The sequence below is a fragment of the Maritalea sp. genome (genome assembly GCF_051251695.1).
Taxonomy (GTDB): domain Bacteria; phylum Pseudomonadota; class Alphaproteobacteria; order Rhizobiales; family Devosiaceae; genus Maritalea.
Genome location: NZ_JBPOEU010000025.1, coordinates 1 through 24,832, shown reverse-complemented (window position 1 = coordinate 24,832; position 24,832 = coordinate 1). Strand labels below are relative to the sequence as shown.

26 protein-coding genes and 2 tRNA genes are annotated in these 24,832 nt (G+C 48.5%); 11 read left to right on the top strand and 17 right to left on the bottom strand.

Annotation, left to right across the window (positions count from 1 at the left end; genetic code table 11):
• The first annotated feature begins 50 nt into the window (after positions 1-50).
• Entirely contained in the window at positions 51-1,007 is a 957-nt protein-coding gene (locus ACSHWX_RS14245) for an ornithine cyclodeaminase family protein (RefSeq protein WP_435668892.1), read from the top strand.
• A gap of 8 nt (positions 1,008-1,015) precedes the next feature.
• Here ACSHWX_RS14245 and ACSHWX_RS14240 read toward each other — a convergent pair whose 3' ends face one another.
• Together ACSHWX_RS14240 and ACSHWX_RS14235 are read right to left on the bottom strand one after the other, a co-directional pair.
• Positions 1,016-1,624 carry a helix-turn-helix transcriptional regulator gene (locus ACSHWX_RS14240; RefSeq protein WP_435668891.1) on the bottom strand — a complete coding sequence of 203 codons (609 nt, stop codon included), beginning with the start codon at positions 1,622-1,624 and terminating at the stop codon, positions 1,016-1,018.
• Positions 1,621-2,736, bottom strand: a complete 1,116-nt coding sequence (locus ACSHWX_RS14235) for an aminotransferase class I/II-fold pyridoxal phosphate-dependent enzyme (protein ID WP_435668890.1) — start codon at positions 2,734-2,736, stop codon at positions 1,621-1,623. Before ACSHWX_RS14235 ends, ACSHWX_RS14240 begins: the two co-directional genes overlap by 4 nt.
• 134 nt (positions 2,737-2,870) lie before the next feature.
• Between ACSHWX_RS14235 and ACSHWX_RS14230 the strand changes: the two genes are divergently transcribed.
• Together ACSHWX_RS14230 and ACSHWX_RS14225 are read left to right on the top strand one after the other, a co-directional pair.
• The gene (locus tag ACSHWX_RS14230) at positions 2,871-3,830 is read left to right on the top strand and encodes a pyridoxal-phosphate dependent enzyme (RefSeq protein ID WP_435668889.1); all 960 of its coding nucleotides are present in this window, start codon (positions 2,871-2,873) and stop codon (positions 3,828-3,830) included.
• A 147-nt stretch (positions 3,831-3,977) separates the two neighbouring features.
• The gene (locus ACSHWX_RS14225) at positions 3,978-4,481 is read left to right on the top strand and encodes a 5'-methylthioadenosine/S-adenosylhomocysteine nucleosidase (protein ID WP_435668888.1); all 504 of its coding nucleotides are present in this window, start codon (positions 3,978-3,980) and stop codon (positions 4,479-4,481) included.
• Between the two features lie 77 nt (positions 4,482-4,558).
• Here the strand turns inward: ACSHWX_RS14225 and ACSHWX_RS14220 are convergent.
• Both ACSHWX_RS14220 and ACSHWX_RS14215 read right to left on the bottom strand, forming a co-directional pair.
• Positions 4,559-4,634 (bottom strand) — tRNA-Lys (locus ACSHWX_RS14220).
• Between the two features lie 98 nt (positions 4,635-4,732).
• The gene (locus ACSHWX_RS14215) at positions 4,733-5,566 is read right to left on the bottom strand and encodes a hypothetical protein (protein ID WP_435668887.1); all 834 of its coding nucleotides are present in this window, start codon (positions 5,564-5,566) and stop codon (positions 4,733-4,735) included.
• 168 nt (positions 5,567-5,734) lie between these two features.
• Between ACSHWX_RS14215 and glmU the strand changes: the two genes are divergently transcribed.
• The 3 genes from glmU (at position 5,735) to ACSHWX_RS14200 (ending at position 9,731) form a co-directional block, all read left to right on the top strand.
• A complete protein-coding gene (gene glmU, locus ACSHWX_RS14210; RefSeq protein WP_435668886.1) occupies positions 5,735-7,075 on the top strand; it encodes a bifunctional UDP-N-acetylglucosamine diphosphorylase/glucosamine-1-phosphate N-acetyltransferase GlmU in 1,341 nt (446 codons plus the stop codon).
• Between the two features lie 9 nt (positions 7,076-7,084).
• Positions 7,085-8,911, top strand: coding sequence for a glutamine--fructose-6-phosphate transaminase (isomerizing) (gene glmS, locus ACSHWX_RS14205; protein WP_435668885.1), 1,827 nt, complete (start codon positions 7,085-7,087; stop codon positions 8,909-8,911).
• A gap of 100 nt (positions 8,912-9,011) precedes the next feature.
• Positions 9,012-9,731, top strand: coding sequence for a DUF502 domain-containing protein (locus ACSHWX_RS14200; protein ID WP_435668884.1), 720 nt, complete (start codon positions 9,012-9,014; stop codon positions 9,729-9,731).
• On the opposite strand, the gene recG is transcribed toward ACSHWX_RS14200, so the two are convergent.
• Positions 9,732-11,840, bottom strand: coding sequence for an ATP-dependent DNA helicase RecG (gene recG, locus ACSHWX_RS14195; protein WP_435668883.1), 2,109 nt, complete (start codon positions 11,838-11,840; stop codon positions 9,732-9,734). It lies immediately after the preceding gene.
• Positions 11,841-11,965: 125 nt separating this feature from the next.
• Here recG and ACSHWX_RS14190 point away from each other — a divergent pair, with 125 nt between their 5' ends.
• The 3 genes from ACSHWX_RS14190 (at position 11,966) to ACSHWX_RS14180 (ending at position 16,591) form a co-directional block, all read left to right on the top strand.
• Complete coding sequence (locus tag ACSHWX_RS14190; RefSeq protein ID WP_435668882.1) at positions 11,966-12,253, top strand: succinate dehydrogenase assembly factor 2; 288 nt, start codon at positions 11,966-11,968, stop codon at positions 12,251-12,253.
• Between the two features lie 95 nt (positions 12,254-12,348).
• The gene (mfd, locus tag ACSHWX_RS14185) at positions 12,349-15,780 is read left to right on the top strand and encodes a transcription-repair coupling factor (RefSeq protein ID WP_435668910.1); all 3,432 of its coding nucleotides are present in this window, start codon (positions 12,349-12,351) and stop codon (positions 15,778-15,780) included.
• A 163-nt stretch (positions 15,781-15,943) separates the two neighbouring features.
• Positions 15,944-16,591, top strand: a complete 648-nt coding sequence (locus ACSHWX_RS14180; RefSeq protein ID WP_435668881.1) for an invasion associated locus B family protein — start codon at positions 15,944-15,946, stop codon at positions 16,589-16,591.
• 47 nt (positions 16,592-16,638) lie between these two features.
• Here ACSHWX_RS14180 and ACSHWX_RS14175 read toward each other — a convergent pair whose 3' ends face one another.
• Positions 16,639-17,784: an FAD-dependent monooxygenase gene (locus tag ACSHWX_RS14175; RefSeq protein ID WP_435668880.1), complete on the bottom strand. Its 1,146-nt coding sequence runs from the start codon at positions 17,782-17,784 to the stop codon at positions 16,639-16,641.
• Between the two features lie 191 nt (positions 17,785-17,975).
• Between ACSHWX_RS14175 and ACSHWX_RS14170 the strand changes: the two genes are divergently transcribed.
• Positions 17,976-18,707: a TerC family protein gene (locus ACSHWX_RS14170; protein WP_435668879.1), complete on the top strand. Its 732-nt coding sequence runs from the start codon at positions 17,976-17,978 to the stop codon at positions 18,705-18,707.
• Positions 18,708-18,869: 162 nt separating this feature from the next.
• Positions 18,870-18,960: transfer RNA gene (locus tag ACSHWX_RS14165), tRNA-Ser, on the top strand.
• A 78-nt stretch (positions 18,961-19,038) separates the two neighbouring features.
• Here the strand turns inward: ACSHWX_RS14165 and ACSHWX_RS14160 are convergent.
• The 11 genes from ACSHWX_RS14160 to ACSHWX_RS14110 all read right to left on the bottom strand — a co-directional run.
• On the bottom strand, positions 19,039-20,070 hold the full coding sequence (locus tag ACSHWX_RS14160) for a tyrosine-type recombinase/integrase (RefSeq protein WP_435668878.1): 1,032 nt from the start codon (positions 20,068-20,070) through the stop codon (positions 19,039-19,041).
• Positions 20,045-20,272, bottom strand: coding sequence for a hypothetical protein (locus ACSHWX_RS14155; protein ID WP_435668877.1), 228 nt, complete (start codon positions 20,270-20,272; stop codon positions 20,045-20,047). The genes ACSHWX_RS14160 and ACSHWX_RS14155 overlap by 26 nt, the downstream gene beginning before the upstream one ends.
• Positions 20,265-20,477, bottom strand: a complete 213-nt coding sequence (locus ACSHWX_RS14150) for a hypothetical protein (protein WP_435668876.1) — start codon at positions 20,475-20,477, stop codon at positions 20,265-20,267. Before ACSHWX_RS14150 ends, ACSHWX_RS14155 begins: the two co-directional genes overlap by 8 nt.
• 69 nt (positions 20,478-20,546) lie before the next feature.
• A complete protein-coding gene (locus tag ACSHWX_RS14145) occupies positions 20,547-21,533 on the bottom strand; it encodes a DUF2303 family protein (RefSeq protein ID WP_435668875.1) in 987 nt (328 codons plus the stop codon).
• A 28-nt stretch (positions 21,534-21,561) separates the two neighbouring features.
• Positions 21,562-22,002, bottom strand: coding sequence for a hypothetical protein (locus ACSHWX_RS14140; protein WP_435668874.1), 441 nt, complete (start codon positions 22,000-22,002; stop codon positions 21,562-21,564).
• Positions 21,999-22,556 carry a hypothetical protein gene (locus tag ACSHWX_RS14135; protein ID WP_435668873.1) on the bottom strand — a complete coding sequence of 186 codons (558 nt, stop codon included), beginning with the start codon at positions 22,554-22,556 and terminating at the stop codon, positions 21,999-22,001. The genes ACSHWX_RS14140 and ACSHWX_RS14135 overlap by 4 nt, the downstream gene beginning before the upstream one ends.
• A gap of 4 nt (positions 22,557-22,560) precedes the next feature.
• Positions 22,561-23,721: a hypothetical protein gene (locus tag ACSHWX_RS14130; RefSeq protein ID WP_435668872.1), complete on the bottom strand. Its 1,161-nt coding sequence runs from the start codon at positions 23,719-23,721 to the stop codon at positions 22,561-22,563.
• Entirely contained in the window at positions 23,721-23,933 is a 213-nt protein-coding gene (locus tag ACSHWX_RS14125; RefSeq protein ID WP_435668871.1) for a hypothetical protein, read from the bottom strand. Before ACSHWX_RS14125 ends, ACSHWX_RS14130 begins: the two co-directional genes overlap by 1 nt.
• A gap of 197 nt (positions 23,934-24,130) precedes the next feature.
• Positions 24,131-24,388, bottom strand: a complete 258-nt coding sequence (locus ACSHWX_RS14120; RefSeq protein ID WP_435668870.1) for a hypothetical protein — start codon at positions 24,386-24,388, stop codon at positions 24,131-24,133.
• Positions 24,385-24,507 carry a hypothetical protein gene (locus ACSHWX_RS14115; protein ID WP_435668869.1) on the bottom strand — a complete coding sequence of 41 codons (123 nt, stop codon included), beginning with the start codon at positions 24,505-24,507 and terminating at the stop codon, positions 24,385-24,387. Before ACSHWX_RS14115 ends, ACSHWX_RS14120 begins: the two co-directional genes overlap by 4 nt.
• Positions 24,507-24,832, bottom strand: a 326-nt coding sequence (locus ACSHWX_RS14110) for a hypothetical protein (protein WP_435668868.1), incomplete at its 5' end; no start/stop codon positions are given. The genes ACSHWX_RS14115 and ACSHWX_RS14110, both read right to left, overlap by 1 nt.

The following is a 24,832-nucleotide window of genomic DNA, read 5'->3' as shown; positions in this document are numbered from 1 at the left end:
GATTTAGGACATGATGTACAGAATAGACAAAAAGTCTATAGGCGAGATAAATGCACCTTCTAAACCAAGAACAAATTGCTGAACACTGCAAATTTTTTGCACTCGCAGATGCAATACGAGATTCATATATCGCGGTATCAAAAGGCGAGGCGACAATACCGCCTGTTGGGTATTTGCCGATCAAGAACCAGAATGCAGACTGCCATATTAAGTTTGGACATTTGCACGCGGACAAAATCTTTCTCGTGAAGATCGCCACCGGATTTTATGACAATCCGAGCAAAGGTCTGCCGTCTAGCAATGGCATGATGGTGGCCTTTTCAGCACAAACTGGGGAAGTTGTTGCCGTATTGCAGGACGAAGGCTATTTGACTGACCAGCGCACCGCAATTGGTGCTGCGATTGCCACCAAGGCCTTAGCAAATGCAGATGCACACAAAGTGTTGGTCATTGGCGCGGGCATTCAGGCAGAACAGCAAATAATAGCACATCACAAAATTCTCAAAGGGCGCGATTTGGAATTTACCCTCTGGGCGCGTGATGTGCAAAAAGCCGCTGATTTATGTGCTAAACTTAAAGCACAGGATATTTTGGTTACGCCAACGCAAAATCTTGAACAGGCGTGCGGTGATGCGCAGGTTATTTTGACGACAACACCTAGCCGTGCGGTTCTAGTTGAGAGCGATTGGGTGAAAGCTGGAACCCATATCACGGCAACTGGTGCTGATGCGCCGGGGAAATATGAGTTGGACCCAAAGCTTGTTGCGCGCGCTGATATCTTGGTCGCCGACCAAATCACCCAGTGTCTGGATCATGGCGAATTCTCAAATGCCCATTCTAAGGGCTTAATCAAAGAAACTGATTGCATCGAATTGGGAAATGTCTTGGCAGAGCCCAATCTAGGCCGACGATCGGCTGAGCAAATATCCATTGTCGATCTGACAGGGTTGGCCAGCCAAGATATAGCAGCAGCGCGTACGGTTTTAGAGGCAGCAGGCATTATCTAATGCCCGTCTCATTCTGCCTTAAGATAGTTGTATACGGTGGCGCGGCCTAGTCCGATAATTCGAGCCACATAATTAACCGAATGTTTTGCGGCGAACGCGTTTTTTTCATTCAACGCCAACACCAATTCTCGCTTTTGTTCGCGAGACAAACGATCAATCGTAACTGACCGTTTGCTCGTCCAGTCGCTGATAAATTCGTTGATTTGCTCGTGCCAATCATTGTTGAACAAGTTGGCTGGTTTGGGTTCGTCGCCCACAACGCCGATGAATGTCGATAGCATTTGGCGAGCTTGATCGAATTGGGACAGGTCCAAATTGATGCAGACAAGGGAGGCGGGACGCCCCTTTGCATTTTGCATGACGATGCTGATCGATTTAATGCGCCGACCGTCCCAGTTTAGCTTTTCATACGGTCCGATGACCCGTTCAGCCGGGTCAAAATCCATTTCATTGAGATTTGACGGATCGCCAATTTCGCGCTGTGAAAAATTGTTGGCGATGTAAACAACCGTTTCGCTGCTCAGATCGTGAACGATCACCTCCGCATGAGGGGCCAATAGTGCCGCGATTGCGTCTGCGACACCAGTAGCATTTTGCAGGTCTAGGTCTGCACTCACTTGTTCCAACCGCGAGTAAACTCACTTAGTTGTTTCAAGCCCGCTTCAAGATGCGACATGGGAGCACCCACGCCGATCCGAATGTATCCGTCCATGCCATAGCAATCACCTGGCAACAACATGATGGAGCGTTCTGTACGCATATTGTGGACTAACTTGGTTGAGTTAATATCCATATTGTAGCGCACAAATGCCATCCCGCCAGCTTGTGGCAAAAGACATGAATAATTGTCGCTATGTTCTTTGACCCAACTGTCCAGAAGGGCGACGTTTTTGTTCAAAATGTCTCGGCTGCGTTTTAATATCTCTTCGCGTTTTTTTGGTTGCACCACAATGTTGGCGGCAAATTCACTCACGGAACTCGTGGTAATGGATGTGTAGTCTTTGCAGTGCCAAGCGCGCGCGATGACGTCGGCTGGACCGCTCAGCCAACCAACACGAAGGCCGGGCAGGGCCATGGCTTTGGAAAGGCCGTTCGTTGAAATACCTTTTTCGTATAGGTCAGCAATGCTGGGACCTTCAATGCCGTTTAACTCAGAACCTTTATAAACTTCGTCCGCGTGTACATAGATATCGTGTTCGCGTGCGATCGTTACGATCTCATTCAAGGTTTCAACCGGCAAAACGCTTCCCGTTGGATTGTTCGGCGAGCAATAGGTGATCATCTTCGTATTAGAGGTAACTGCATTGCGCAATTCGTCAATATCAGGCTGCCAGCCCAAATCCTCACGTAGTGGCACTTCGATCACTTTAACGCCCAGCGCCTTGGCCCAGCCCCAAATCTGCAGATAGTTGGGAACCACAACCACCAATTCATCACCGGGGTCGAGCATACCCATAACCAAAATGAAGTTTGCCTCAGCGGAGCCATTTGTAACAATGATGTTGTCTTCATTTTTGTCTTTGTACAAATTGGCTATGGATTGGCGCAGTTCCACGCCGCCATTTGTCCAGCCATAGCCCAACCCAACATCCAACAAGGCATCAATCTGTTCGGGCGAAAGTAGTTCACGCAGCGAATAGGGATGTACACCGCTGTCTGACAAGTTAAAGTCCACAGTGTTTTCATAAAGCGATTGAATGCGCTCAATGGAAAATTCGACGATATCCATAATTCACTCCTGAGTTTTTCAACCTATAGCGAAAATTGCCTCGGAATAAAAGTCTAAAATAGACAGAATGTATTTATTGTGATTTGCTGACGGAAACAAACAAGACCAGTCGGCATGCTCCAAAAGGAAAACCAATGATCAATGAATGCTATATTTCAGCTGCAAATTCCGTTCGGGCGAGAAAGCGGATTGCACCCCATATTTATGAAACACCGTGTTTGCCGTCGCAAGGACTAGGGGATGAGCTGGGCTGCGAACTTCATTTTAAGGCTGAAAACTTTCAGCATACCGGGTCGTTCAAGCTACGCGGCGCTTTAAGCAAGCTAACGACCATTGATGTTGACCAGCGGGTCGTAACAGCCAGCTCAGGTAACCACGGCATTGCTTCGTCTTATGCAGCTTCGATTTTGGGACACAAGCTTTCGGTATATCTGCCGGTAAATGTGTCCAAGCAGAAATTGGAACGCATAAAATCCTTTGGTGTTGAAGTTGTTGTTGAGGGCGATGATGCCGGGCACTCCGAAGTCATCGCGCGCGCAGCAGCTGAAGCCGATCCAACGCTCACCTATATTTCCCCCTACAATGATACAGATATCTTTGCTGGCCAAGGAACGATTGGCCTTGAGATGTTGGAGCAGGTGCCCCACGTCGATAATGTGTTTATCTCATTGGGTGGCGGCGGACTTGTCAGCGGCATTGGGTCTGTGTTGAAGGCGTTTGGAACGGAAGTAAACGTCGTCGGTGTATCGGCCAAAAACTCTGCAGCTTTAAACGCAGCAATCAATCGCGGTGAAGTGATAGATGTGGAACATAAAGACACCCTAGCAGACGGTGTTGCAGGTGCTATGGATGTGGGTAGCCTAACCTTGCCAATCGCCTCTAACGTAATTGATGAGCTTGTAGTGTGTGACGAAGATGAAATTGCATCTTGCCTTCGGTTGCTGGCGCGCAAGGAACATCAAATCGTTGAAGGTGCGGCTGCGTTGGCCCTGGCTGGACTTGTGCAGAATGCCGACAAATACAAAAACCAAACAAACATCGTGTTGCTTTGCGGCGCAAATTTTGATGATGCCAAGATATTGCCACTGATCTAGCGGAAAGCTTATGCCCTCAATTAAGTCGCCATCAAATAGCTTTGAAGTTCTTACTCTTAGAAATGGGAAAGTTCTGTTGTTTCTGATGGCGACAGAGATTGAGTATTTGGCTGAGCTAGAAAGCTCATCAAGCCAGCCATCGTTGGTGTGGGACCAGTTGAAGCGGCATTAAATAGTACTAGGATCCTGAGCGAGATAAGCACTAGGCCTGATTATGTGATTTTACTTGGATCTTCGGGGTCAGACACGTTGCAACAGGGATCTGTTTATCAGGCCACTTCAGTATCTTACCGGGATATGGATGCATCCCCGTTGGGCTTTGAGAAAGGTCAAACGCCTTTCCTAGATCAACCAGTTGACGTCGAGCTTTCACCGCTATTCCCATCAATTCCGTTTGCTTCACTCTCTACCGGCGCGAACATAATCCTCACTGAGCATTTTGATGCCATCAATGCGGATATGGTCGATATGGAAAGCTATGCAGCGAAACGGGTATGCCAGACTTTTGACGTTCCGCTGGTGGTGCTGCGCGGGATTAGCGACGGGCCGGAAGAAATGAAGCAATATGATGATTGGACAAAACTATTGCCAATTGTCGACGCGAACCTCGCATTGGCGTTGCGTAAAGCAATTTCACATCTCGAAAAATGATTTGATCGGTACAATTCCTTCTAGTCTGCAAAAGCCCTAAGTCTTTGCGAAGTCTGAGGATTGCGCACTGAGAGGAATGGTGTGCCCGGTCAGATTCGAACTGACGACCGTCCGATTAAAAGTCGGATGCTCTACCAGCTGAGCTACGGGCACATAATGTTCATTCGTGAACAGCGCGGACAATAGTTTTATTGGCTGCTAAGTCAATAAGAAAAATCCAACTTTCGTAATTTTTCTTTTAGTGGTGATTATCAGTTGAGTTCAATGCCACCAAAACCGCTTGTTTCACAGCTTATGCCGGCTTTAGAAATCTGTAAACAAAGAGAAATTGCTTCTGACATATTTGAAATTGGGCCAGCAATTATCCGCGCTTTCTCAGAATCACTGGTCAGCGACAATGCTCTGGGCGTCAATCCAAGCAGCAATGTTCCAATTTTTGTTTTGTACTGCTCCCAAACAAGAGATGCGTTGTCGGGGTTTATGTCCCGCCCGATAAGCAATCCAAATTCGGTGGAACTCAACTGGAGCTTGGGAGGGGTGTCTTGAACCGGAACGTCCATTTCATCATCAATAGGCTCAGGTAGAGCTTGTTGCTGAAACGTTGCCGGTGCCTCTTCTACCAAGGGGCGGCCATCAAACAGGTCGGAACGAGAAACTTTTACGTTCTCGGCCATATGAATGATTTCTTCGCCATTGGCTTCGTTGATTGAGGCAGTGATGAGAGAGCGGTCAATATTTGCATCCGCTGGCAATGCCTCCAGCAGCATCGGAATGCTTGATTCCAATGCGCGAACCCTGCGCGAGAATTTCGTGCCAGACTCTTCGCCCAATGTAATTCGCGTGCCGGTGATTTGGGATTCGCGCCTCATGGTCGCAAATTCCAGTCGAACAGCTGTCAGTTCAGATTGCAACTGGTTGATGGTGCCAGAGTTTTGGCGTGTTTCGCGTAAGCCGTTGAGAAACCCGGAAGGTAAAAAGCTGGCAACGCTAGACAATACGATCATCGTGGTGAGCGAACACACAGCGATAAAGCCCCAAATCTTGACATCTTCTTGTTCAAAACGGTTGATTTCAACTACGGCCAAGCTGGTCTCCTATAATCCGATCAGCAGTTCTGCGAATCGTCCTGTAGTCCATATGATTATTGCATAAGTTGAAAAAATGGTTCATGCGGACATTATATGTTTCCATTTTGCCAACACATTCTTGCAATAACAGGCTGATAAACACTTAAATTGGAGCGGATTCCGTCAATGACTGCAATTTTGACAATCGTGCTCGCCGCTGGCGAGGGCAAACGAATGAAGTCCTCAACGCCCAAGGTGCTTCATAAAATTGGTGGCCTTCCAATGATTGGCCACACGGTTAAAACCTGCAAATCGTCCGGTGCGGACAAAATTGCTGTGGTCGTTGGGCCAAAACACCAACAAATCGAAGAATTGCTGCATACTGTAGATGCCAATATCGGTGTGGTCACACAAACCGAACAATTGGGCACCGGGCATGCGGCCAAGCAAGCTCGTCCTTACTGGGAAAATTTTGAGGGATATGTATTTGTCCTTTTTGCTGACAACCCGATGATCCAGCCAGAAACGATTGAAAACGCCAAACAGGTTTTGGATAAAGGTGCTGACCTAGTGGTTGTTGGCTATGAACCCGTTTCGCCCAAAGGCTATGGTCGTCTCATTATGCAAGGCGATGAGCTGCTTGAAATTGTAGAAGATAAAGATTGCACCGCTGAGCAACAAAAAATTGGATTTTGCAATTCCGGCATAATGGGTTTCAAAGCGGACTGTCTGCGTGCGGTGATCAACAAAATCGAAAATCAGAACGCACAGAGCGAGTTCTATTTGACCGACGCAGCAGCAATTGCCCGAGCGCAAGGCTGGTCCGTTAAAACCTCCAAAAGCCCCGAAGACGAGGTGCTTGGCGTGAATGATCGTGTGCAGTTGGCACAGGCCGAACAATGTTTCCAATCCCGCATGCGTAAAAATGCCATGTTGAAAGGCGTAACGCTAGTTGCGCCGGAAACAGTATTTTTCGCCTATGACACGATTATTGAGAATGACGTTTTGGTTGAACAAAATGTTGTGTTTGGACCTGGTGTGGTTGTGAAAACTGGTGCAGTCATCCATGCGTTTAGCCATTTGGAAGGTGCGACGGTTGGTGAGGGCGCGCAGATTGGGCCATATGCTCGCTTACGCCCTGGCACAAACATGGCAGCCAAAAGCAAAGCTGGCAATTTCGTCGAAGTGAAAAAGTCGGATATTGGCGAAGGCGCTAAAATCAATCATCTTTCCTATATCGGGGACGCACAAGTTGGTGCTGGAACCAATATAGGGGCAGGCACCATTACCTGTAATTATGATGGAAAAAACAAATATAAAACAACCATCGGAGCAAATAGTTTCATCGGTTCGAACAGTGCCCTTGTGGCACCTGTTACGATTGCTGATGGCGCATATGTAGCTTCGGGAAGTGTTGTTACTCACGATGTAGAAAAAGATGCCTTGGCCATTGGCCGCTCCAGACAGACAAACAAGGCTGGCTATGCGATAGAAATTCGTCGCCGCTGGACTAAAGACGAGAGCTAAGGGAATTATATGTGCGGAATTGTAGGGATAGTTAGCGATAAACCTGTTGCTGACCGAGTTGTAGATGCGCTCAAACGACTTGAATATCGCGGTTATGATAGCGCCGGTGTAGCCACATTTGCTGGTGGAGAAATTGATCGCAGACGCGCGCCTGGCAAACTGACCAATCTAAAAGCTGAGCTTGAAAAAGCACCACTGTCAGGCAATATCGGCATCGGCCATACGCGTTGGGCTACACACGGTGCGCCAACGACAGAAAATGCTCACCCGCACATGACCGACAAGGTGGCAATTGTCCACAATGGCATCATCGAAAACTTCAAAGAACTTCGTGATGAGCTGCAAATTGATGGCTATAAACCTGTTTCTGATACGGACACAGAAATTGTTGTGCTGCTTGTCACAAGAGAACTGGACAAAGGCCTTGCGCCGTTCGACGCCGCGGCAAATACGATTAAGCGATTAGATGGCGCGTTTGCTCTAGCGATGATGTTTAAGGGTGAAGATAACCTGATCATTGGTGCGCGCCAAGGTGCGCCGCTTGCTGTTGGCCATGGCGACGGTGAAATGATCTTGGGGTCAGATGCTATTGCTCTAGCCCCGTTCACCAACCGCGTTACCTATTTGGAAGAGGGCGATTGGGTCGCTGTCACAAGAACAGGGGTGCAAATTTTCGACCATGACGGGACATCTGTCCAACGTGCGATAACAATTGCCAACACGGGCGCTGAAATGGTGAGCAAAGGCAATCACCGGCATTTCATGTCCAAGGAAATTTACGAGCAGCCAGACACGATTTCCCACACATTATCCCACTATGTGAATTTTGCCCAAGGTCGAGTTCAGCTACCTCAGACATTGCCATTTGATTTCGCAAAGCTATCTCGCATAACGATCTCTAGTTGTGGCGGGTCATATTATGCTGCGCTTATAGCAAAATATTGGTTTGAAAAATACGCGCGTTTGCCTGTCGAAGTGGATATCGCGTCTGAGTTCAGATATCGCGAGCCGCCGTTGGAAAAAGGCGGGTTGGCGCTGTTTGTTTCTCAATCTGGCGAAACTGCCGACACATTGGCAGCACTGCGTTATTGCGCATCGCAAGACCAACATATCGCGTCCATCGTGAATGTTGCCGAAAGCACCATTGCACGCGAATCGGATATTGTATTCCCAACCCTTTGTGGCCCAGAAATTTGTGTTGCATCGACCAAAGCGACAACCTCACAACAAGCCGTTTTGGCCACGCTCGCCATCGCGGCGGGTCGTCAACGCGGCGTGTTGAGTGCTGAGGACGAGCAGGAACTTGTTGATGCACTCGCCAAGCTGCCAGGTGCAATGTCGCGCGCAATCGCCTCAGAGCCAAAAATTGCAAGCTTGGATAAGGCGTTATCAAAGGCAAAAGACGTATTCTATTTGGGACGTGGTGCGCTGTATCCAGTCGCCCTTGAGGGGGCCTTAAAGTTCAAAGAGATCACGTATATCCACGCTGAGGGCTATGCCGCTGGTGAACTCAAACACGGACCCATCGCGTTGATTGACGAAAAGGTACCGGTAGTTGTCGTCGCGCCATCGGACCCATTGTTGGAAAAAACATTGTCAAACATGCATGAAGTCGCAGCGCGTGGTGGCAACATCATCCTCATTACCGATGAAGAAGGTGCAAAACATGCAGGTACGGACATTAGCGAGGTTATTTTGATGCCAAGCGTCCATGAACTTGTGCAACCCATTGTGGCCACAGTTCCGGTACAATTACTTGCCTATCACACTGCTGTTTTCATGGGCACAGATGTGGATCAACCAAGAAACTTGGCCAAGTCGGTGACCGTTGAATAAAGCGATAGAAATTGTTTTAATGGAATAACTGCAATGTCTGAGCGTAAATCGCATAATCAGGCATTGCACATTCAAGGGCCGTATCTATATAGATCAGACTATGAGCGAAAAACCCGATCAAAACCAAAATGACGAACAACCAACCAATCAGGTGACAGCAGGCCGTCGCCTGACGAACTATTTTCTGACCGGGTTGGTTATCGCGGCGCCAGTGGGGCTTACGCTCTACATCACATGGTCGATCATTCGGTTTGTCGATGATTTCGTAAAGCCACTTATTCCGCCGCAATATAATCCTGACAATTACTTGCCGATTGATATTCCGGGCTTTGGGCTTGTTATTGCAGCAGTCTCTTTGATTCTATTGGGCTTTTTGACAGCAAACTTGGTCGGACGCACACTTGTGCAGTTCGGTGAGAGCATTTTGCACCGGATGCCGTTCGTGTCGGTGCTGTATCGCGGGCTGAAACAAATATTCGAAACTGTTGTCAGCCAAAGCCATTCCAACTTTAAGCAAGTTGGCCTTATTGAATATCCTCGCCAAGGACTATGGGCACTGGTTTTCATTTCAACGGATGCAAAAGGTGAAGTCGCCGAACGGGTTGCTGGCGACGATATAACAAGCGTCTTTTTGCCAACAACACCAAATCCCACGTCAGGGTTTTTGTTATTTTTGCCGCGCAGCGAAGTACATATTTTGGATATGTCCGTTGAAGATGGCGCAAAACTGGTGATTTCTGCAGGACTGGTTTCACCAAACCATCAAAAGAAAACCGCTGAACTCGCTGCTGAAGCCAATATCAAGTCTAGCAAAAGTTAGCTATCCGGCACGGATGAGTGGAATGGCTAAGTCCTTGCGGAACAAATACAATAGTGTTCGCGCCGCATCGCCATCAGCGCCTTGAAGGCCCGGGTTGCGTTCAAGCAAATCGATTGCATCTTCATGGGCAACTTCCAGCAAGTCTTTGTGAAAATCCGGGATGGCAATTCTGAAACCGGGCATACCTGATTGCCGCGTTCCCAATAAGTCGCCTTGTCCACGCAATTCCAAATCGCGCTCTGCAATCTCAAATCCATCTTCGGTTGAACGAATGGTCTTTAGTCGCTCCTGCGCCATTTCTGAAAGCTTATCTCCGTGAAGCAACAAACAAGCGGAACGTTTGTCGCCACGACCAACCCGCCCGCGCAATTGATGAAGCTGGGAAAGCCCGAACCGCTCGGCGTGCTCAATAATCATGATTGTGGCGTTTGGTACATCAACACCAACTTCAATTACGGTCGTCGCCACCAGAATAGAGAGTTCGTTTCGCTGAAACTTCTCCATTACCTCTTGTTTTTCCTGCGCTTTCATTCGCCCATGCACCATGCCAACACGGTCGCCAAAGACTTTTTGCAGGGATTTGTGGCGGTCTTCTGCCGAAATCACGTCTAAGTTTTCAGATTCTTCGACAAGTGGACAAACCCAAAATGCCTGTGCGCCTTCACCAACCTTGGCTTTTAGGCGCGAAATCACGCGATCATATTCTGCAGCTGGCAAAATGGCCGTGTCGATTGGTTGACGTCCTGCAGGCTTTTCTTTCAAAAGACTTACATCCATATCGCCAAAATGAGTTAGCACCAGCGTGCGTGGTATGGGCGTTGCTGTCATCACCAGCAATTCGGTTTTGCGGCCCTTGTCGGAAAGCGCCAACCTTTGATGAACACCAAAACGGTGTTGCTCATCAACGACCGTTAGCCCAAGCGAAGCAAACACCACGCTAGACTGGAACAAGGCATGGGTGCCCACAACAATATCGATTTCGCCCGCCTCAATTTGCGCCTGAATTTCGCGCCGTTCCCCCGCTGGTATTTTGCCAGTCAAAAGGGCTACTCGTAGTCCTGCTTTTTCAGCCAAGGGTGCTAGGGTTGCATAATGTTGGGTAGACAAAATCTCTGTCGGTGCCATCAGTGCGCTTTGATGTCCGGCCTCGGCCATTGCGGCCATCGCAAGCAGTGCAACGACGGTCTTGCCTGATCCCACATCTCCTTGCACCAAACGCGCCATTTTTCGCGGGGACATCAAGTCCTCGTATATTTCGTTTACAGCGGTTTTTTGGCCGTCCGTTAATTCAAAGGGCAGGGCGTCGTTGATGAGTTTTGTTTTTGTGCCATTCAACCGCCGCGCCAAACCGCTTTCTCGTGTCATGGTTGCACGTACAAGCTGCAAGGTGAGTTGGCTGGCAAAATACTCGTCATAAGCAAGTCGAGCCCGTGCAGCGCCTTCAATGGAAGCATCCTGAGGCTTTTGGGGACTGTGCATCATGTGCATCGCACTGTTGAAGTTTGGCCAGCCGTTAATGTCCAATCGCGCCTGCGGTATCCACTCCCCAATTTGTGGTAATTTTTCCAACGCCCCTTGGGTCGCCAATTGCAGCTTTTTTGACGTCAGGCCGTGCGTTAGCGGATAGACAGGTTCAACCAACGGCAGATCATCAAACTTGTCCTCTTCGACAATGTAGTCTGGATGACTGAGCTGCGGGTTGCCCTGATAAAATGTAACAAGACCAGAAACATACCTTTTTTCGCCGACCGGCAGCGTTTTCTCCAGCCAAGAAGCGCGACCGGCGAAATATGAGATTGTGATCTCACCGCTCTCATCATGTGCTTCGATACGATAGGGAATGCGATTGTTGTGACGTGGCGGCGGGAAATGCTTATCGACATGTAGCAGAAATGTAGAAATCGTCCCGGGTTGCGCAAATTGCACGCCGGGTTGCTGGCGACGATCGATGATGCCGGAAGGCATATGCATCAAAATGTCGAGTAAAATGGCATCCTGATTCTCTGGCGCACCGAAAAAACCCGCCATCAAGCTACTTAACTGCGGACCAATACCTTTGATTGTGCTTACAGAGGCAAACAACGGATTTAATATGTCTGGACGAGCCAATGAAACTTCCCAAATCGATAATTTTGCGCAATTTATCCCTAAATTGATTGCCATGAAAGGCTGACAAGCCAAGATAATACGCGTAATGAAGACGCTTACCTCTTAATTGCACGCGGCGGCAAACTGTGACTAGTACAAAACGTGAAAATCTACCTGATCGACTAAAAAAAATCTGCTATCGCGCCCATCATCGCGGCACCCAAGAAATGGATATCATTCTTGGTGGGTATGTTGATGACGTGGTTTCCAGCTTGAACGACGGTGAGCTTGATGATCTGGAAACATTGATGAGCGAGACCGATGCGGATTTGTACAATTGGATCATTGGCAAAACACCGCTCGACGATGCACCATTTCCTGACCTATTGCGTGCAATCACAAAACATCAGCAAGAACGGGTAGATAATACGTAATGCCTGCCATTGACGATGAAACGCTGGTGCATGACCAAAAGCTGGACATAAACGCACTAACACCAAACAAATTTGTGACGGGTGTGCCGGACGGCATGCAGCCTGTTGAACTTGCTGAACAAATTCAAGCTCAAGATGAAGCCAATCCAAAACGCCGGGTGTCCTTGTGTTTTGTGGCGCGCGACGGGCGTCGGATGCAAAAAATGTCCGAGCTGCTCAAGCGGCTAATGCCTTCCCATAAAGTGCTGACATTTCCAGCTTGGGATTGTTTGCCATACGACCGGGTTTCCCCCAATGCGAGCGTTCTAGCCGAACGCATGACAACATTGGCGGCCCTGCGCGATCCCAGCAATACGGGTGCTATCGTCATCACGACGGTCAATGCCATTATTCAAAAAACAGTTTCAACTCAATTTGTTGATCAGTTTTCTTTCAGTGTTACTTCAGGACAGAGTGTTGAGACTGATCGGATCACCAACTGGGCAAATGTAAACGGATACATGCGTGTGCCTACCGTTCGCGAACCGGGCGAGTTTGCGGTTCGTGGTGGCTTAATCGACCTATTTCCAGCCGGGTTCGACAACCCATTGCGGTTTGATTTCTTTGGCTCCAGTCTGGAGAGCATCCGCACATTTGATCCCGAAACCCAGCGAACAATCTCTCAACAAAAATCAGCATCTATGGTCCCGATGGGGGAAATCGTCTTGCAGGACGATACCATTTCACAATTCCGACGTGGATATACTGCCAGTTTTGGCGGTAACACGGCGAACGATCCACTCTATGCTGCAATCAGCGCGGGCCAACGCTTTGCTGGCATGGAACATTGGTTGCCGCTTTTCTATAACAACGAGATGGGCGGGCTGCCAGACTTCTTGGATGGTGCGCCGCTTGTTTTAGACGAACAAGTCAATCAAGCCATTGCAGAGCGGTTGACCCAAATTCAAGACTATTATGCCGCCCGTAAAGAAGCTTACGAAGAAGGCGAAGCCGGGGCGGTCTATAAACCACTTCCAGCCGAACACTTGTATTTTCTGGGCGATGAACTCGCCTTGTCTCAAAGTGCGGATGTGGTTCAAATTACGCCATTTTCCACTTTGGACCACGGCCTTTTGTCTAATGAAAACCGCGATGGACAATTAGCGCCCAACTTTAGAAAAGAACGACAGGCTGAAAACATCAACTTGTTTGAAGCGGTTATTGAAACGGCCAAAGACCGCGCAAAAAACAAAAAGCTGGTGACAATCGCCTGCTGGACCGAGGGTACTCGCGATCGAATGGCGCAAGTGCTCAAAGATCATGAGATAACAGCTACCCGGTTGCTCGAACACTGGGGGCAGGTGAAGAACCTCAATCTTGGTGAAGTTGGACTTATCGTTCTTGGGCTTGAAAGCGGGTTCGAAACCAAAGACTTACTTGTTATCTCTGAACAAGACATTTTAGGTGAGCGGATCATTCGATCCACCCGCCGCCGTAAAGGCGCCGAAGCACTCACGGAGGCTACAGGCTTAGCCTCGGGTGATTTGGTTGTGCATGTCGACCACGGTATTGGTCGGTTTGTTGGCCTTAAGGCGATTGATGTGATGGGCGCACCTCACGACTGTGTGGAAATCGCTTACGCCAAGAATGATCGGCTTTATCTTCCAGTTGAAAACATCGAGCTTTTATCTCGATATGGGTCCGACGCGGGCGACGGCATTTTGGACAAGCTTGGCGGTGTCGCTTGGCAAGCTAAGAAGGCCAAACTTAAACAGCGCATCCGAGAGATGGCCGAGCAGCTCATTCAAATTGCTGCCGCAAGGGCCATGTCAAAAGGCGAAGTTGTTGAGCCTCAAATGGGACTTTATGAGGAGTTCTGCGCTCGCTTTCCTTATGAGGAGACTGAAGATCAACTCACTGCGATTGAAGCGATCTTTGATGACTTGGCAGCAGGCAAAGTTATGGACCGACTGGTTTGCGGTGATGTTGGGTTTGGCAAAACCGAAGTTGCCCTTCGCGCTGCATTTGCGGTTGCGCTTTCCGGCAAACAGGTCGCCATTGTGGTGCCCACCACTTTGTTGGCACGCCAGCACTTCAAAACCTTCTCAGAACGCTTTGCTGACCTGCCGGTAAATGTGCGCCAAGCCTCGCGCTTGGTGACAGCGAAAGAACTAAAACTAACCAAAGAGGGCCTCACCAGCGGCAATGTCGATATTGTTATCGGCACTCACGCGCTTTTGGCAAAAACCATCAAATTCAAAGATTTGGGATTGTTGGTTGTCGACGAAGAACAACATTTCGGGGTTGGGCACAAAGAACGGCTTAAAGAGCTGAAAGCAAATGTGCATGTGCTGACCTTATCAGCGACGCCAATCCCAAGAACTCTGCAAATGGCGCTGACCGGGGTGCGTGATCTTTCACTGCTCGCCACAGCGCCGGTTGATCGCTTATCGGTGCGCAGCTTCGTGCTGCCATTTGACCCGCTTGTTGTGCGTGAAGCACTTTTGCGGGAGAAGTATCGTGGCGGCCAGTCCTTTTATGTTGTGCCACGCATCAAAGATCAGGGCGGAATCGTCCAGTTCTTGCAAGAACAAGTGCCTGAAGTTTCGTTCGTCGTGGCAAACGGACAAATGGCACCTGGCGAACTCGATGACATTATGAACGCGTTCTATGATGGCAAGTTTGACGTGCTGATCGCCACCACTATTGTCGAATCTGGGTTGGATATTCCAACAGCGAACACGCTTGTTGTTCATCGCGCGGATAATTTTGGACTTTCGCAATTGCACCAAATCCGAGGGCGGATTGGCCGTTCAAAAGTTCGCGCATACGCGTTATTCACAACCCCGACCCATCAAAAGCTGACCGACATGGCCACCCGTCGCCTGACCGTTTTACAATCACTGGATAGCCTTGGAGCAGGGTTCCAATTGGCCAGCCACGATTTGGACATACGTGGTGCGGGTAACATTTTGGGTGAAGAACAATCAGGCCATATTCGAGAAGTTGGGTATGAGCTTTATCAAGCAATGTTGGAAGAAGCGGTCGCAACATTGAAATCTGGCGGCAACCTTGATGAAGAAGACGGGCAATGGTCGCCTCAAATCTCACTCGGTATGCCCGTTATGATTCCGGAGGCTTACGTTCCTGATTTACAAGTACGTATGCAGCTTTATCGCCGGTTGGGAGATTTGACCGAATCTGAAGAAATAAACGCTTTCGGTGCCGAACTGATTGACCGATTTGGGCCGCTGCCCGAAGAAGTTCAGCATTTGCTGAAAATTGTTTTGGTTAAATCACTCTGCCGTACGGCAAATGTCGAGAAGGTTGATGCAGGCCCCAAAGGTGCGGTCATAACGCTTAGGAATGGCGTGTTCCCCAACCCACATGCACTTGTTCAAATGATTGCAGATCCTGGTGAACGCGCTAAGGTGCGCCCGGACCAAAAGCTGGTATTTTCTCGCAATTGGCCAGATGCAAATAAGAAGCTTATGGGGGCGGCTAGAATTTTATCTCAATTGGCAAAACTCGCCCAAACTGATGCTTGATGGCTACTCGCGTTTGTTCAAATGCATCAACCATTTGAGATAAAAAATCTTGGATTGACGAAGCCGTCATGTTATTGCCCGAATTGAGGGGTCAAAAGGGACAAATTTTCACCGCAACTGATTTGGCAATTTGCCAAGTTTTGCGATGCAATCAGGGAAAACAATGCTTAAAAACAAAAACATGTTTGCAACAATCGCGTTGGCTGGCGCAATGATTTTTTCTGCGGGCGCAAGCTTCGCTCAAGAAGCTGCTGCGACGCCAGAACGTAATCCTGAAGATAATTGGCTTAAAGTTTGTGACACACTTTCGTCCGGCGAAAAGGCATGCATTGTCCGTCAGGTTGTTTATGCAGGTAGTACAAAAATGGGTGCATTCACTTTGCGTGATGATCCATCAGCAGAAAACCGGTATTTCGCTCAGGCAGAAATGCCGCTGGCGGTACTTTTGCCGTTCGGCCTTACTTGGCAGATTGATAATACCAAACCAATCAGAATGCCGTTTGTAACGTGCGATCCAACCAAATGTACTGGTCAGCTTGTGGTCAACGAAGCTTTTGTTGCTGCGTTGAAACGTGGTGCTAAATTAACGTTGCTTGCGAAAAACCGTGCGAACAAAGATCTAAAAATATCAATTGATCTAAATGGTTTCACATCAGTTTATGATGGCGACAAGGCGATGACGCCAGCGCAATTCCAAAGCCAAGTTTCAGGCCAGAATGCACTTGAACAACAGTTGCAAGACGCGGCCGAAAAAATCCGTAAGGAAAAACAAGGCAGCGAAGCAGCACCTGCTGAAAGCAACGACAACTAGTTTTCAGCGCATTGATGAATTAAGAAGGGTCGCAGTTGCGGCCCTTTTTATTTGCCCATGCCAATTTCAAATGCGAATTTGCGCAATGGCTTTATGCTCTTGAGTGCCCACAATCCGCCCATACGTAGACACTGGGCGGGTAAAAAATCTGATAATAGTGATTTGAACAACCCGTCAACAAAGCCGCCAGTGCGTTGTAAATCACTGCTGCGTTGCTTCGCATAAATGTTAGAGGCTTCTATGGCCTGTTGGGCACTAAAGCCCGTCTTAAGATTGGCAATTGCCTCAAGGAAATCTTCAACATCGCGTAACCCCAGATTTAGTCCCTGAGCGCCAATCGGCGGAAATGCGTGCGCAGCCTCACCAATTAACATAGCCCCGTCTTTGCCCACTACCGGCACCGTCAAATTGCTCAATGGAAACACAAAAGCTTTCGATATTGGTTTTGCGTGACCGAATAATCTAAAAGACATTTCTTCCACTTTTGTTGCAAATGCTTCTGGCGAGAGTTTTGCAGCATCTTCCAGTACATCGTGACGATCCAGCCACACCAGGTTGATCTTGTTGCCGCCGGCAGGCACCAGCGTGAACGGGCCATTCGGATAGTGAAACTCAACGGATGTTTCACTTTCAACCCGGTCAAATTCTATGTCAGCAACAAGCGCGGATTGACGAAACGCCGTATATTTTGATTGAAAACCGAGTTGTTCGCGGACCTTTGATTTTTTGCCGTCTGCCCCAACCAAAAGCGTTGCTTGGTGCTGTTCGCCATTTGCTGACGTCAGCAGATAGCCGCTTTCACTTTGTTCTATTGTTTTGACGGTTTGGTGGATAGTTTCTAACTCTGCTTCGAGAGATGAAAAGGCATCCAACAATTTCGCGTTCGCATAATTATAGCCAAATGCGTCCAAGTCGATTTCTTCGCTTTTAAACAGCGCCTCAGGCGCGCGGACCAAACGATTTGTGGCGTCAATAATCCTGATATTGCGCAATCGTGTGCCAACGTCATGGCCGACCGGCAAAAGGCCAGACTGAACCATAAACTCAACCGTGGGCATCATCAGCGCCGAGGTGCGATGGTCTTTTGCCATTTCGGGCGCAAAATGGACAACACGAAATCCGCGTTTTGCCGCCAATCTGGCTGCTGCGACGCCGGTTAAACCGCCGCCAATAATTGCGATATCAAATTGCATTTAGGTGAAACTTTCTTTTCGCATGTCGAACAACTATGCCCCAAAGATCAAAAAGTTCCAATTGATGTAATGTCGCGCCCCAAAAATCTTCCGGCAATTAGAGAGGTTTTTCAGCAAACAAAATCGACTTCACATCAAGTTGAATTGAACTATGCTGTACATCAAATCGCAGTACACGAGGGATTCGCGACATGGGATGGATTTCGGACCCGGCCATTTGGGCCAGTTTGGCAACGCTTACAGCGATGGAAATTATTCTGGGCATAGACAATATCGTGTTTATTTCCGTTTTGGTTTCCAGGTTGCCTGAAAAGGAAGCTGACAAGGCGCGCAAAATTGGGCTTGCTCTGGCGCTCGTCGCTCGAATTTTGATGCTATTGGTGCTGACGTGGATAATCGGTCTTACACAGCCGCTATTTAGTGCCTTCGGACACGACTTTGCATGGCGCGATGTCATTCTGATCGCAGGCGGGTTGTTCTTGTTATACAAAGCGACCCATGAAATTCACCAAGCGGTCGAAGACCCCCACACGAAGGATCAAACATCCAAGGCGGGTGTCACGTTCATGGCCATCATCGGCCAAATTATCATCATTGATATTGTATTTTCTGTTGATTCCATCGTCACTGCAATCGGTATGGCCCAACATGTCCCCGTTATGGTAGCTGCGGTAACAATCGCCATGGTGGTAATGTATATCGGGTCAATCCCCATTTCCAAATTTATCGCCGAACATCCGACAACCAAAATGCTGGCACTGGCCTTTTTGATGCTCATCGGCATGTCACTGGTCGCTGATGGAATCGGCTTCCATATTCCCAAAGGCTACATCTATTTCGCAATGGCATTCGCCACCGGGGTCGAATCGATCAATGTCCTGATTTCGCTCCGGAAGAAGAACGGTAAAAAAGTCGAGCAATAGTCAGAACAGGCATAGAAGGGCAGGGAGCGTTATACCCTCAACTCAACCCGTATTTAAAGCATTCCGGCGCTATTTTGATAATCAAAGCAAGCATTTGAAATTTTTGTGACAATTCCTCTTGCAACTTGCTGCCCCTTGCGTTAGATCACGCTCCATCATTGCGGGTGGGTGGCAGAGCTGGTTGAATGCACCGGTCTTGAAAACCGGCGAGCGTGCAAGCGTTCCGGGGGTTCGAATCCCTCCCCACCCGCCATGATGAAAATTCATTCAATAAAACCAATGTGTTATTGATGAAATTGGCTACCTTTTTCATAGGTTAGCCAATTTTGGGTCACTTTTTGTTCCCGTAAGTCTTGTTTATCGCTGACGTTGCAAGCGTTAATTTGTTGGCAGATTCTGTGTAACGCTGGACTTCTTTATCGGTTCGATGTCCCGTCACGGATTTGATCTCTGAATTGGTGGAACCGGCTTCAGCCAATCTTCTTGACGCGACCTTGCGCAGTCCGTGTGCTGAGCGCCCTTCAATACCTGCCGCACGCACCTTTTTACGAAACCAATTTCCAAAGCCATTGCTGGAGTAAGGTTGCTCATATTCAGTGACCAGAAATGTAAGATGATTGTGTTTTAGTGTGGCGATGCTTAGTGCGAGCTGATGTGAAATCGGCACTTCCACTGGTGCCCCAGTTTTTTGTTGTCTGATGCAAATAGCGCCATTTTTAATATGCTGCTTGCCCATTTGAACAATATCACCCCTTCGTTGTCCGGTGTAAAGCAACAGATCGAGCGCGAGGCGCGGTTTCGTGCCGACAGGATAGAATTGTTCAAACTTTTGGACTTCTTCCTCAGACCAGGGTGGAAAGCCGCTTGAGCGGATTTTGTAGCCCTTTACGCGTAGGGTTGGATCAACTGTTATCCAGCCAATGTCGAGCGCAAGGGTCATAAGTGGGCGCAACCGGTCCAGCAAATTATTGGCCGCACTTGGCTTAGCTTCCATTTTGCCAAGAATAGCTTTGATATGGATGCGTTGAATCCTATCGACACGCTTCGTGCCATGCTCATCCAAGAAGCGTCTGAGGGTGCCGCGATAAGTCGCTTGTGTGGTTATGCGCAGGCCGCGAAACTCTGGTGATTGGTAATATAGGGCAACAAGTGCTGCGAAACTTCCAGCGGGGACGCGATGTGTCTTTTTTGTCCTGGGCGTCTGTCCATCTCTGCAGGCCTGATATTCCTTTTCCCACGCTTTTGTACCGTACTTTGATTTAAAGTAATAGGTTGCAAAACCCTTTTTGCGGAAGCGCATACGCCATTTGTCATGGCGATCTTTAAACTCAGAGACGTTAGTTGGTAGGCGTTTTTTGACCATTTATCAAAACCTCATCCCATTCGTTCGCAGTGTGACCTATATCTGAAAGCACATCAACGGGGGCGGTTCCGAACAATATGCGGACTTCTTTTGGGCGGATGATGACCTGACTAATCGCAACATCATACTGCTTCGCTGATTTAATTGCCGTCTCCACAGCGGCTTCGATATTGGATTTTGAAACGCTCGGTGTGTTACCCATGTGTTTCTCCAGATGTTGCTGTATGAGCCAACACGTCAACTTCCACACAAAAACCAGACCCATTTTCACCACGCAAATCAAATGCACGTTGTTTAACTTTGTATGTGCCGTTGTCCGTGACAATGATGTCGTTAACCCTTGGTGCTACTGGGGCTTTACCCATGTCTATTTGTTTGAAGTTTTGCAGGATTTTAAAGTGGATCATGCTGGCACCTCTTGTTGAAACTACCCTGCGCCATAATCGGCGCAGGACAAGTGCTTGATGATTTGCGGTTTATGCTTCGGGTTTACCAAGAAATGTAGGCAGTTCCGTTGCGGTGGTAGCTTCGTCAATGGCTTCTTTGAATGCCGCTTCAAATGCCTTTTCAGGATTATAAATCGACAAGATAAAGCGAACTGAGCCGCCAACTTTGCGATAGCGGAACCGCACCGGCATGCGATAGGGGGCACCGCCCATGAACACTGGAATGGCGATGATGATCAGATTGGGAATGTTGAGCGGTTTGCCTTCTGCGTCCTTGTGTTCATTTAAGAACTGGATTTCAGGTTCTCCGGTGTCGCGATTTGTGCTGACCTTTAAGTCGCTTGTTTCATACACTTGGAACTGTTTTGACATGGCCAGTAGTTGGGTAAGTTGCCCATAGCGTCCTTCAATTTGCCGGGCGGTTTCAATTAGCCGGTTTTCCCAGGGCTTGTTGCTGTCCTTTTCGATGCCAGCAAGAACGGCGGGTGTTGGTTCCATGATGTCTTTAGCATTTGCTTCAATGAAATCGCCCAAGTCATCTTTTTCTAGCAGTTCGCCAGAAATCGCCATCCATGCTTTCCATTCCTCAGATAGTGGAAAGTCGTACACGGCGCGGTGGTGGCAGTGCCGGGCTGTTTTGTCGCCTTTTGGATCACTTGGATCAATTGGGCCCTCTTGGTGATAATCAGCCACGCAAGTGAGGGTCGGTGCCTTCATGTTCGGCAATGCAAAAAGGGCTGAGCTTTCGCCTTTAAATCGATTTGACCAAGCGATAAGACTTTGCAGATCGTAAAAATGAGCAGTGCCTTTGCGTCTTGCTGGCTTGAGGTATTCAAGCGCGGATCGATAATTACCCGTTACTTCCCTCACATCACGATGTGCTGGAAGTGTAATGAGTTGGGCTTTAGTAAAATCAAAAGCCTTTGGTTGCTCGATCTGATCATGGTGTCCGTGCTTTTCCATCACGTCGCGTATTGTTTCGGCAACGTTTGCGGCTGTACTGGTTTCTAGTTCCATTGTCTTTCCTTTCGGGGTGAAATGTGGGTTAGTCGGCGTCGCGAATTTCGCCGGTTTCTGGATCGTGATTAGGCACATCACGAACAGGCTGTTGCATGCGCGTGAGTAGTGGGCTGTAGAGCGTTAGTTCGCCATCATCATTGATGTAGGCGGCTGCATTGGCAGGTGGCTTTTTGGGCGACTTAAATTCAACGCGTGCGCCCATAGCCACATCGCCGGATTTTCCAAGTGCATAGTCAACTTTGATTGTCATGGTGCCCTTGCAATCTTTCGCGCCATGCTCGGCTCTATGATCCAACAAGTCGTGTTGAAGTTGCCTATGACCGGCAAGTAAATCGCCAAGAAACTCACCGCCATCAAAGAGAGACAGAATTTGCTCTAGCGAGCGCATTTTGTATGGATCGTGTGTCTCTGTTGGCGGCGATAACTGTTTATCGTTTGTTGCTGCAGATTTTGGTGAAGATGTCACATTGCCTCCTTATGTGCCTTCAAGCACGCCTGAAAAATGGGGACCGCCTTTTCCAAAGCCATGATGGGTGGTTGGGGGCGGATGATTTGGGGGAAGGGTTTTGGCTGGGGTCCGGCAAGTTTTGGTGGTTGTTTCACCACGTCGCGGATTTCAGTGATCATGGCGCGTTTGTCAGCCTCATCAATCATTTTGCTGATGGGTGCTTGGGGCTGCGCAATGCCAAGTCTTTTATAGACCAGCTTTAGGATTTGCCGTTCGAGCGCCACCACGTCTGCGCCTTCAAACAGCAGCCAATGCTTAAACGGTGTAGGCAAATCACGAACAAACGCTTCGCCAAAATCATGCACAAAGCCATAAATGCGCAGTGCTGGAATGTTGATGTTCTGCGCAACCAAACAAGAATGCTGCAACACCGAATAGAAATTGTGAACATTGCCAGCCCATCGGCATTCGTTTGAAAGCTGATACATGATGGCGTTGATGTCGATGGCATCAAGTTTTGGGTCATCATAGTCGAATGATTTCCCGGCTGCGGTGGTGACGATGTGGTTCATGGCGTCACCCTCGCTTCGGCATTAAAACGCGGCTGATATTCGTGTTTGTATCAAGCACGAGCAACGAGCCACCAGATGATGGAAGGCGGTCACGCGGAGCTGATTGTTCGCAGAAACGTAGCTCGACCGTTTGCCCTTCGAGGGTGCTTGCAAATTCGTGCAAGTATCGTGGGTTAAGTTTGATGCAATCCAATGTTGCCGATTCCGGCCACTTGGCTGTCAGTTCAAGAAAAAGCTGGCACTTCTTTTGTCCGTACGCGTGACCAATGTCGTCAAACTCAAGGACTTCACAACCCACTTTCCCATTCGGGTAGCTAAAGATTGAAACTGTTGCCGAGTGTAAGCCGAGACAAAGTTCTGATGCTCTGAGAAGTTCTGCGCGATTGATGTGAAGCGAAAATGGCCGCTCTTCATTCGTCGGTAGGATCTTTTTGTATGTTGGGTACGTGCCATCAATAGGCATTGCACTGTAGCTGCAATCGCCAGTTGTGAGCGTTATCAGCTTACCGTCAAATTCAAGCGTTACGTCATTATTTCCACATGCCAATCGTGCTTGATGTAAAAGCTCACGGGGTATGATTGGACTAACGTTTGCTTCCAACTTTTCCTGCGTTTTGTGGTCGATTTTAACAAGTCTATGACCGTCTGTTGCGACGAAACTTGCCTCTGGCGATCCGGACAAATCCCACAGCACCCCGTGCAAATAGTACCGAAACAATTCAGTTGATGTGAATGGCAACAATTGTTGGCAAAACTTACGATATTCGGATGCAGAAAATAGTTTGGTGACTATCGCTTTATTTCTCAGCATCGGTGTGCTGTCTGATTTGATGTGAACCGCTTTTAGCCTTGCGTAGTCTTTGACAGCAATATGTATGTCGTCATGCTTTTGATCGAGTTTAAATCGAACGGTTTCATCCCTCACCATCCGAACGAAACGCCAGATTTGATTGATCCCAATGCATATAGTGGGAAATTCCCTACTGGAGCTTACTAAATCGAGATGATGGAAAGTTTGCACGTCATTTTGAATTGTGAACAACACAAGCTGGTTGTTTTTCATCGCAAGTTGTACCGCGTTGCTTTCATCCCAAGTGTTGGCGTTGCGATTGAGCAGTTCTAGGCACTTTCGCAGTTGGCGTGTGCTGACCTCAAAGTACGTCATCAATTCCATCCCATTGCGTTGGCGGTTTGCTTGGCCATTTGGGCAAAGCTGTCTGTTGTTGAAAGGCCGGACGCGGATTGGGGTAGGGTGTATTTTGCCCGATACTCGGCTGGCATTTGGTGGAACTTGGCGCGTGTTGCCCGGTCTTTTGGGTGCATTTGGATTTGTTGCGCCAAGCGGTGTGTTTGGATTTCTACGGGGTCAATGTTCATTTGCTTCGCCCTTTTTTTCTGAGGCGCATTCCTTACAAGCGTGACCGCGCATTAGAATTACGCCGTCAGGAAAGTCGTTTGAAATGGGCGGGAACAAAGTCTTAATTACCACGTTGCTTCCGCAACGGTCACACTTGACTTGCAGATTGAGTGGGCCAACGGGCAATGCAACAATTAGTGTTCTTTCTGGCATCACATCACCGTATTGGCGCTTGGTCTGCACCGCGATCACCACCTGTGGGTGAAGTGGTGATATCGATGGGGTTGCCTTTGGCACTTTCAACCCGCTCGATGTCAAACCAATGCGCTTCTTGAAATGAGCCCTTTTTGGTCGCAGGCTGTAGAGCGATCTGATTGCAACCTGTGGCGTAGAGCGCTTTAGCGGTGCAATAGCCTTTGAAGCCGGTGACCTTATCTTTGTACGTGTGGCCAAATTTGATTTGTTCGATGTTCAAGAGAATATCCAATTCATGAATGCCCAATAGGTGGGGCTGGTTGTTGTGAAATAGACGAGCGCAACAACGGCCGCAGTGAATGTGCCCAATGCCACCTCGCCAAAAAAAGCGCCGCGCATTAGTTCAGTTCCAACCGCATGGCGTGGTAGATGCCCATGAAGCGCGGACCTGCTGCCATGAGGATGGCGCCAAGATTTTGTTCGATCTGGATTTTGGTGAGGCCTGATTGGCCAAGTTGTTGGTACACGCCCAACTCAGTCGGATGCTCGAAATGGGCAATTGCTTTGCGGCCTGTTTCGATCACGTCCTTATCTGCAATGTGTGGCGGGTCGCGTTCTTCAATCTCGTTTTGGCAAGATTGATCCATATCCAAATCGGCAATATCCATGCCGGGATAGGGCTTTTTGAACGGGTCGAATGATTGAAAAAGGTTCGGTTTCATAT

Coding starts and splice junctions, on each gene's coding strand:
- ACSHWX_RS14160 (WP_435668878.1), bottom strand. CDS start 20,070: ATGGTCAAAAAACGCCTACCAACTAACGTCTCTGAGTTTAAAGATCGC.
- ACSHWX_RS14230 (WP_435668889.1), top strand. CDS start 2,871: ATGATCAATGAATGCTATATTTCAGCTGCAAATTCCGTTCGGGCGAGA.
- ACSHWX_RS14135 (WP_435668873.1), bottom strand. CDS start 22,556: ATGAACCACATCGTCACCACCGCAGCCGGGAAATCATTCGACTATGAT.
- ACSHWX_RS14180 (WP_435668881.1), top strand. CDS start 15,944: ATGCTTAAAAACAAAAACATGTTTGCAACAATCGCGTTGGCTGGCGCA.
- ACSHWX_RS14200 (WP_435668884.1), top strand. CDS start 9,012: ATGAGCGAAAAACCCGATCAAAACCAAAATGACGAACAACCAACCAAT.
- ACSHWX_RS14145 (WP_435668875.1), bottom strand. CDS start 21,533: ATGGAACTAGAAACCAGTACAGCCGCAAACGTTGCCGAAACAATACGC.
- glmS (WP_435668885.1), top strand. CDS start 7,085: ATGTGCGGAATTGTAGGGATAGTTAGCGATAAACCTGTTGCTGACCGA.
- ACSHWX_RS14245 (WP_435668892.1), top strand. CDS start 51: ATGCACCTTCTAAACCAAGAACAAATTGCTGAACACTGCAAATTTTTT.
- ACSHWX_RS14235 (WP_435668890.1), bottom strand. CDS start 2,736: ATGGATATCGTCGAATTTTCCATTGAGCGCATTCAATCGCTTTATGAA.
- ACSHWX_RS14175 (WP_435668880.1), bottom strand. CDS start 17,784: ATGCAATTTGATATCGCAATTATTGGCGGCGGTTTAACCGGCGTCGCA.
- ACSHWX_RS14170 (WP_435668879.1), top strand. CDS start 17,976: ATGGGATGGATTTCGGACCCGGCCATTTGGGCCAGTTTGGCAACGCTT.
- ACSHWX_RS14115 (WP_435668869.1), bottom strand. CDS start 24,507: ATGCGCGGCGCTTTTTTTGGCGAGGTGGCATTGGGCACATTCACTGCG.
- ACSHWX_RS14155 (WP_435668877.1), bottom strand. CDS start 20,272: ATGGGTAACACACCGAGCGTTTCAAAATCCAATATCGAAGCCGCTGTG.
- glmU (WP_435668886.1), top strand. CDS start 5,735: ATGACTGCAATTTTGACAATCGTGCTCGCCGCTGGCGAGGGCAAACGA.
- ACSHWX_RS14130 (WP_435668872.1), bottom strand. CDS start 23,721: ATGACGTACTTTGAGGTCAGCACACGCCAACTGCGAAAGTGCCTAGAA.
- ACSHWX_RS14150 (WP_435668876.1), bottom strand. CDS start 20,477: ATGATCCACTTTAAAATCCTGCAAAACTTCAAACAAATAGACATGGGT.
- ACSHWX_RS14125 (WP_435668871.1), bottom strand. CDS start 23,933: ATGAACATTGACCCCGTAGAAATCCAAACACACCGCTTGGCGCAACAA.
- mfd (WP_435668910.1), top strand. CDS start 12,349: ATGCAGCCTGTTGAACTTGCTGAACAAATTCAAGCTCAAGATGAAGCC.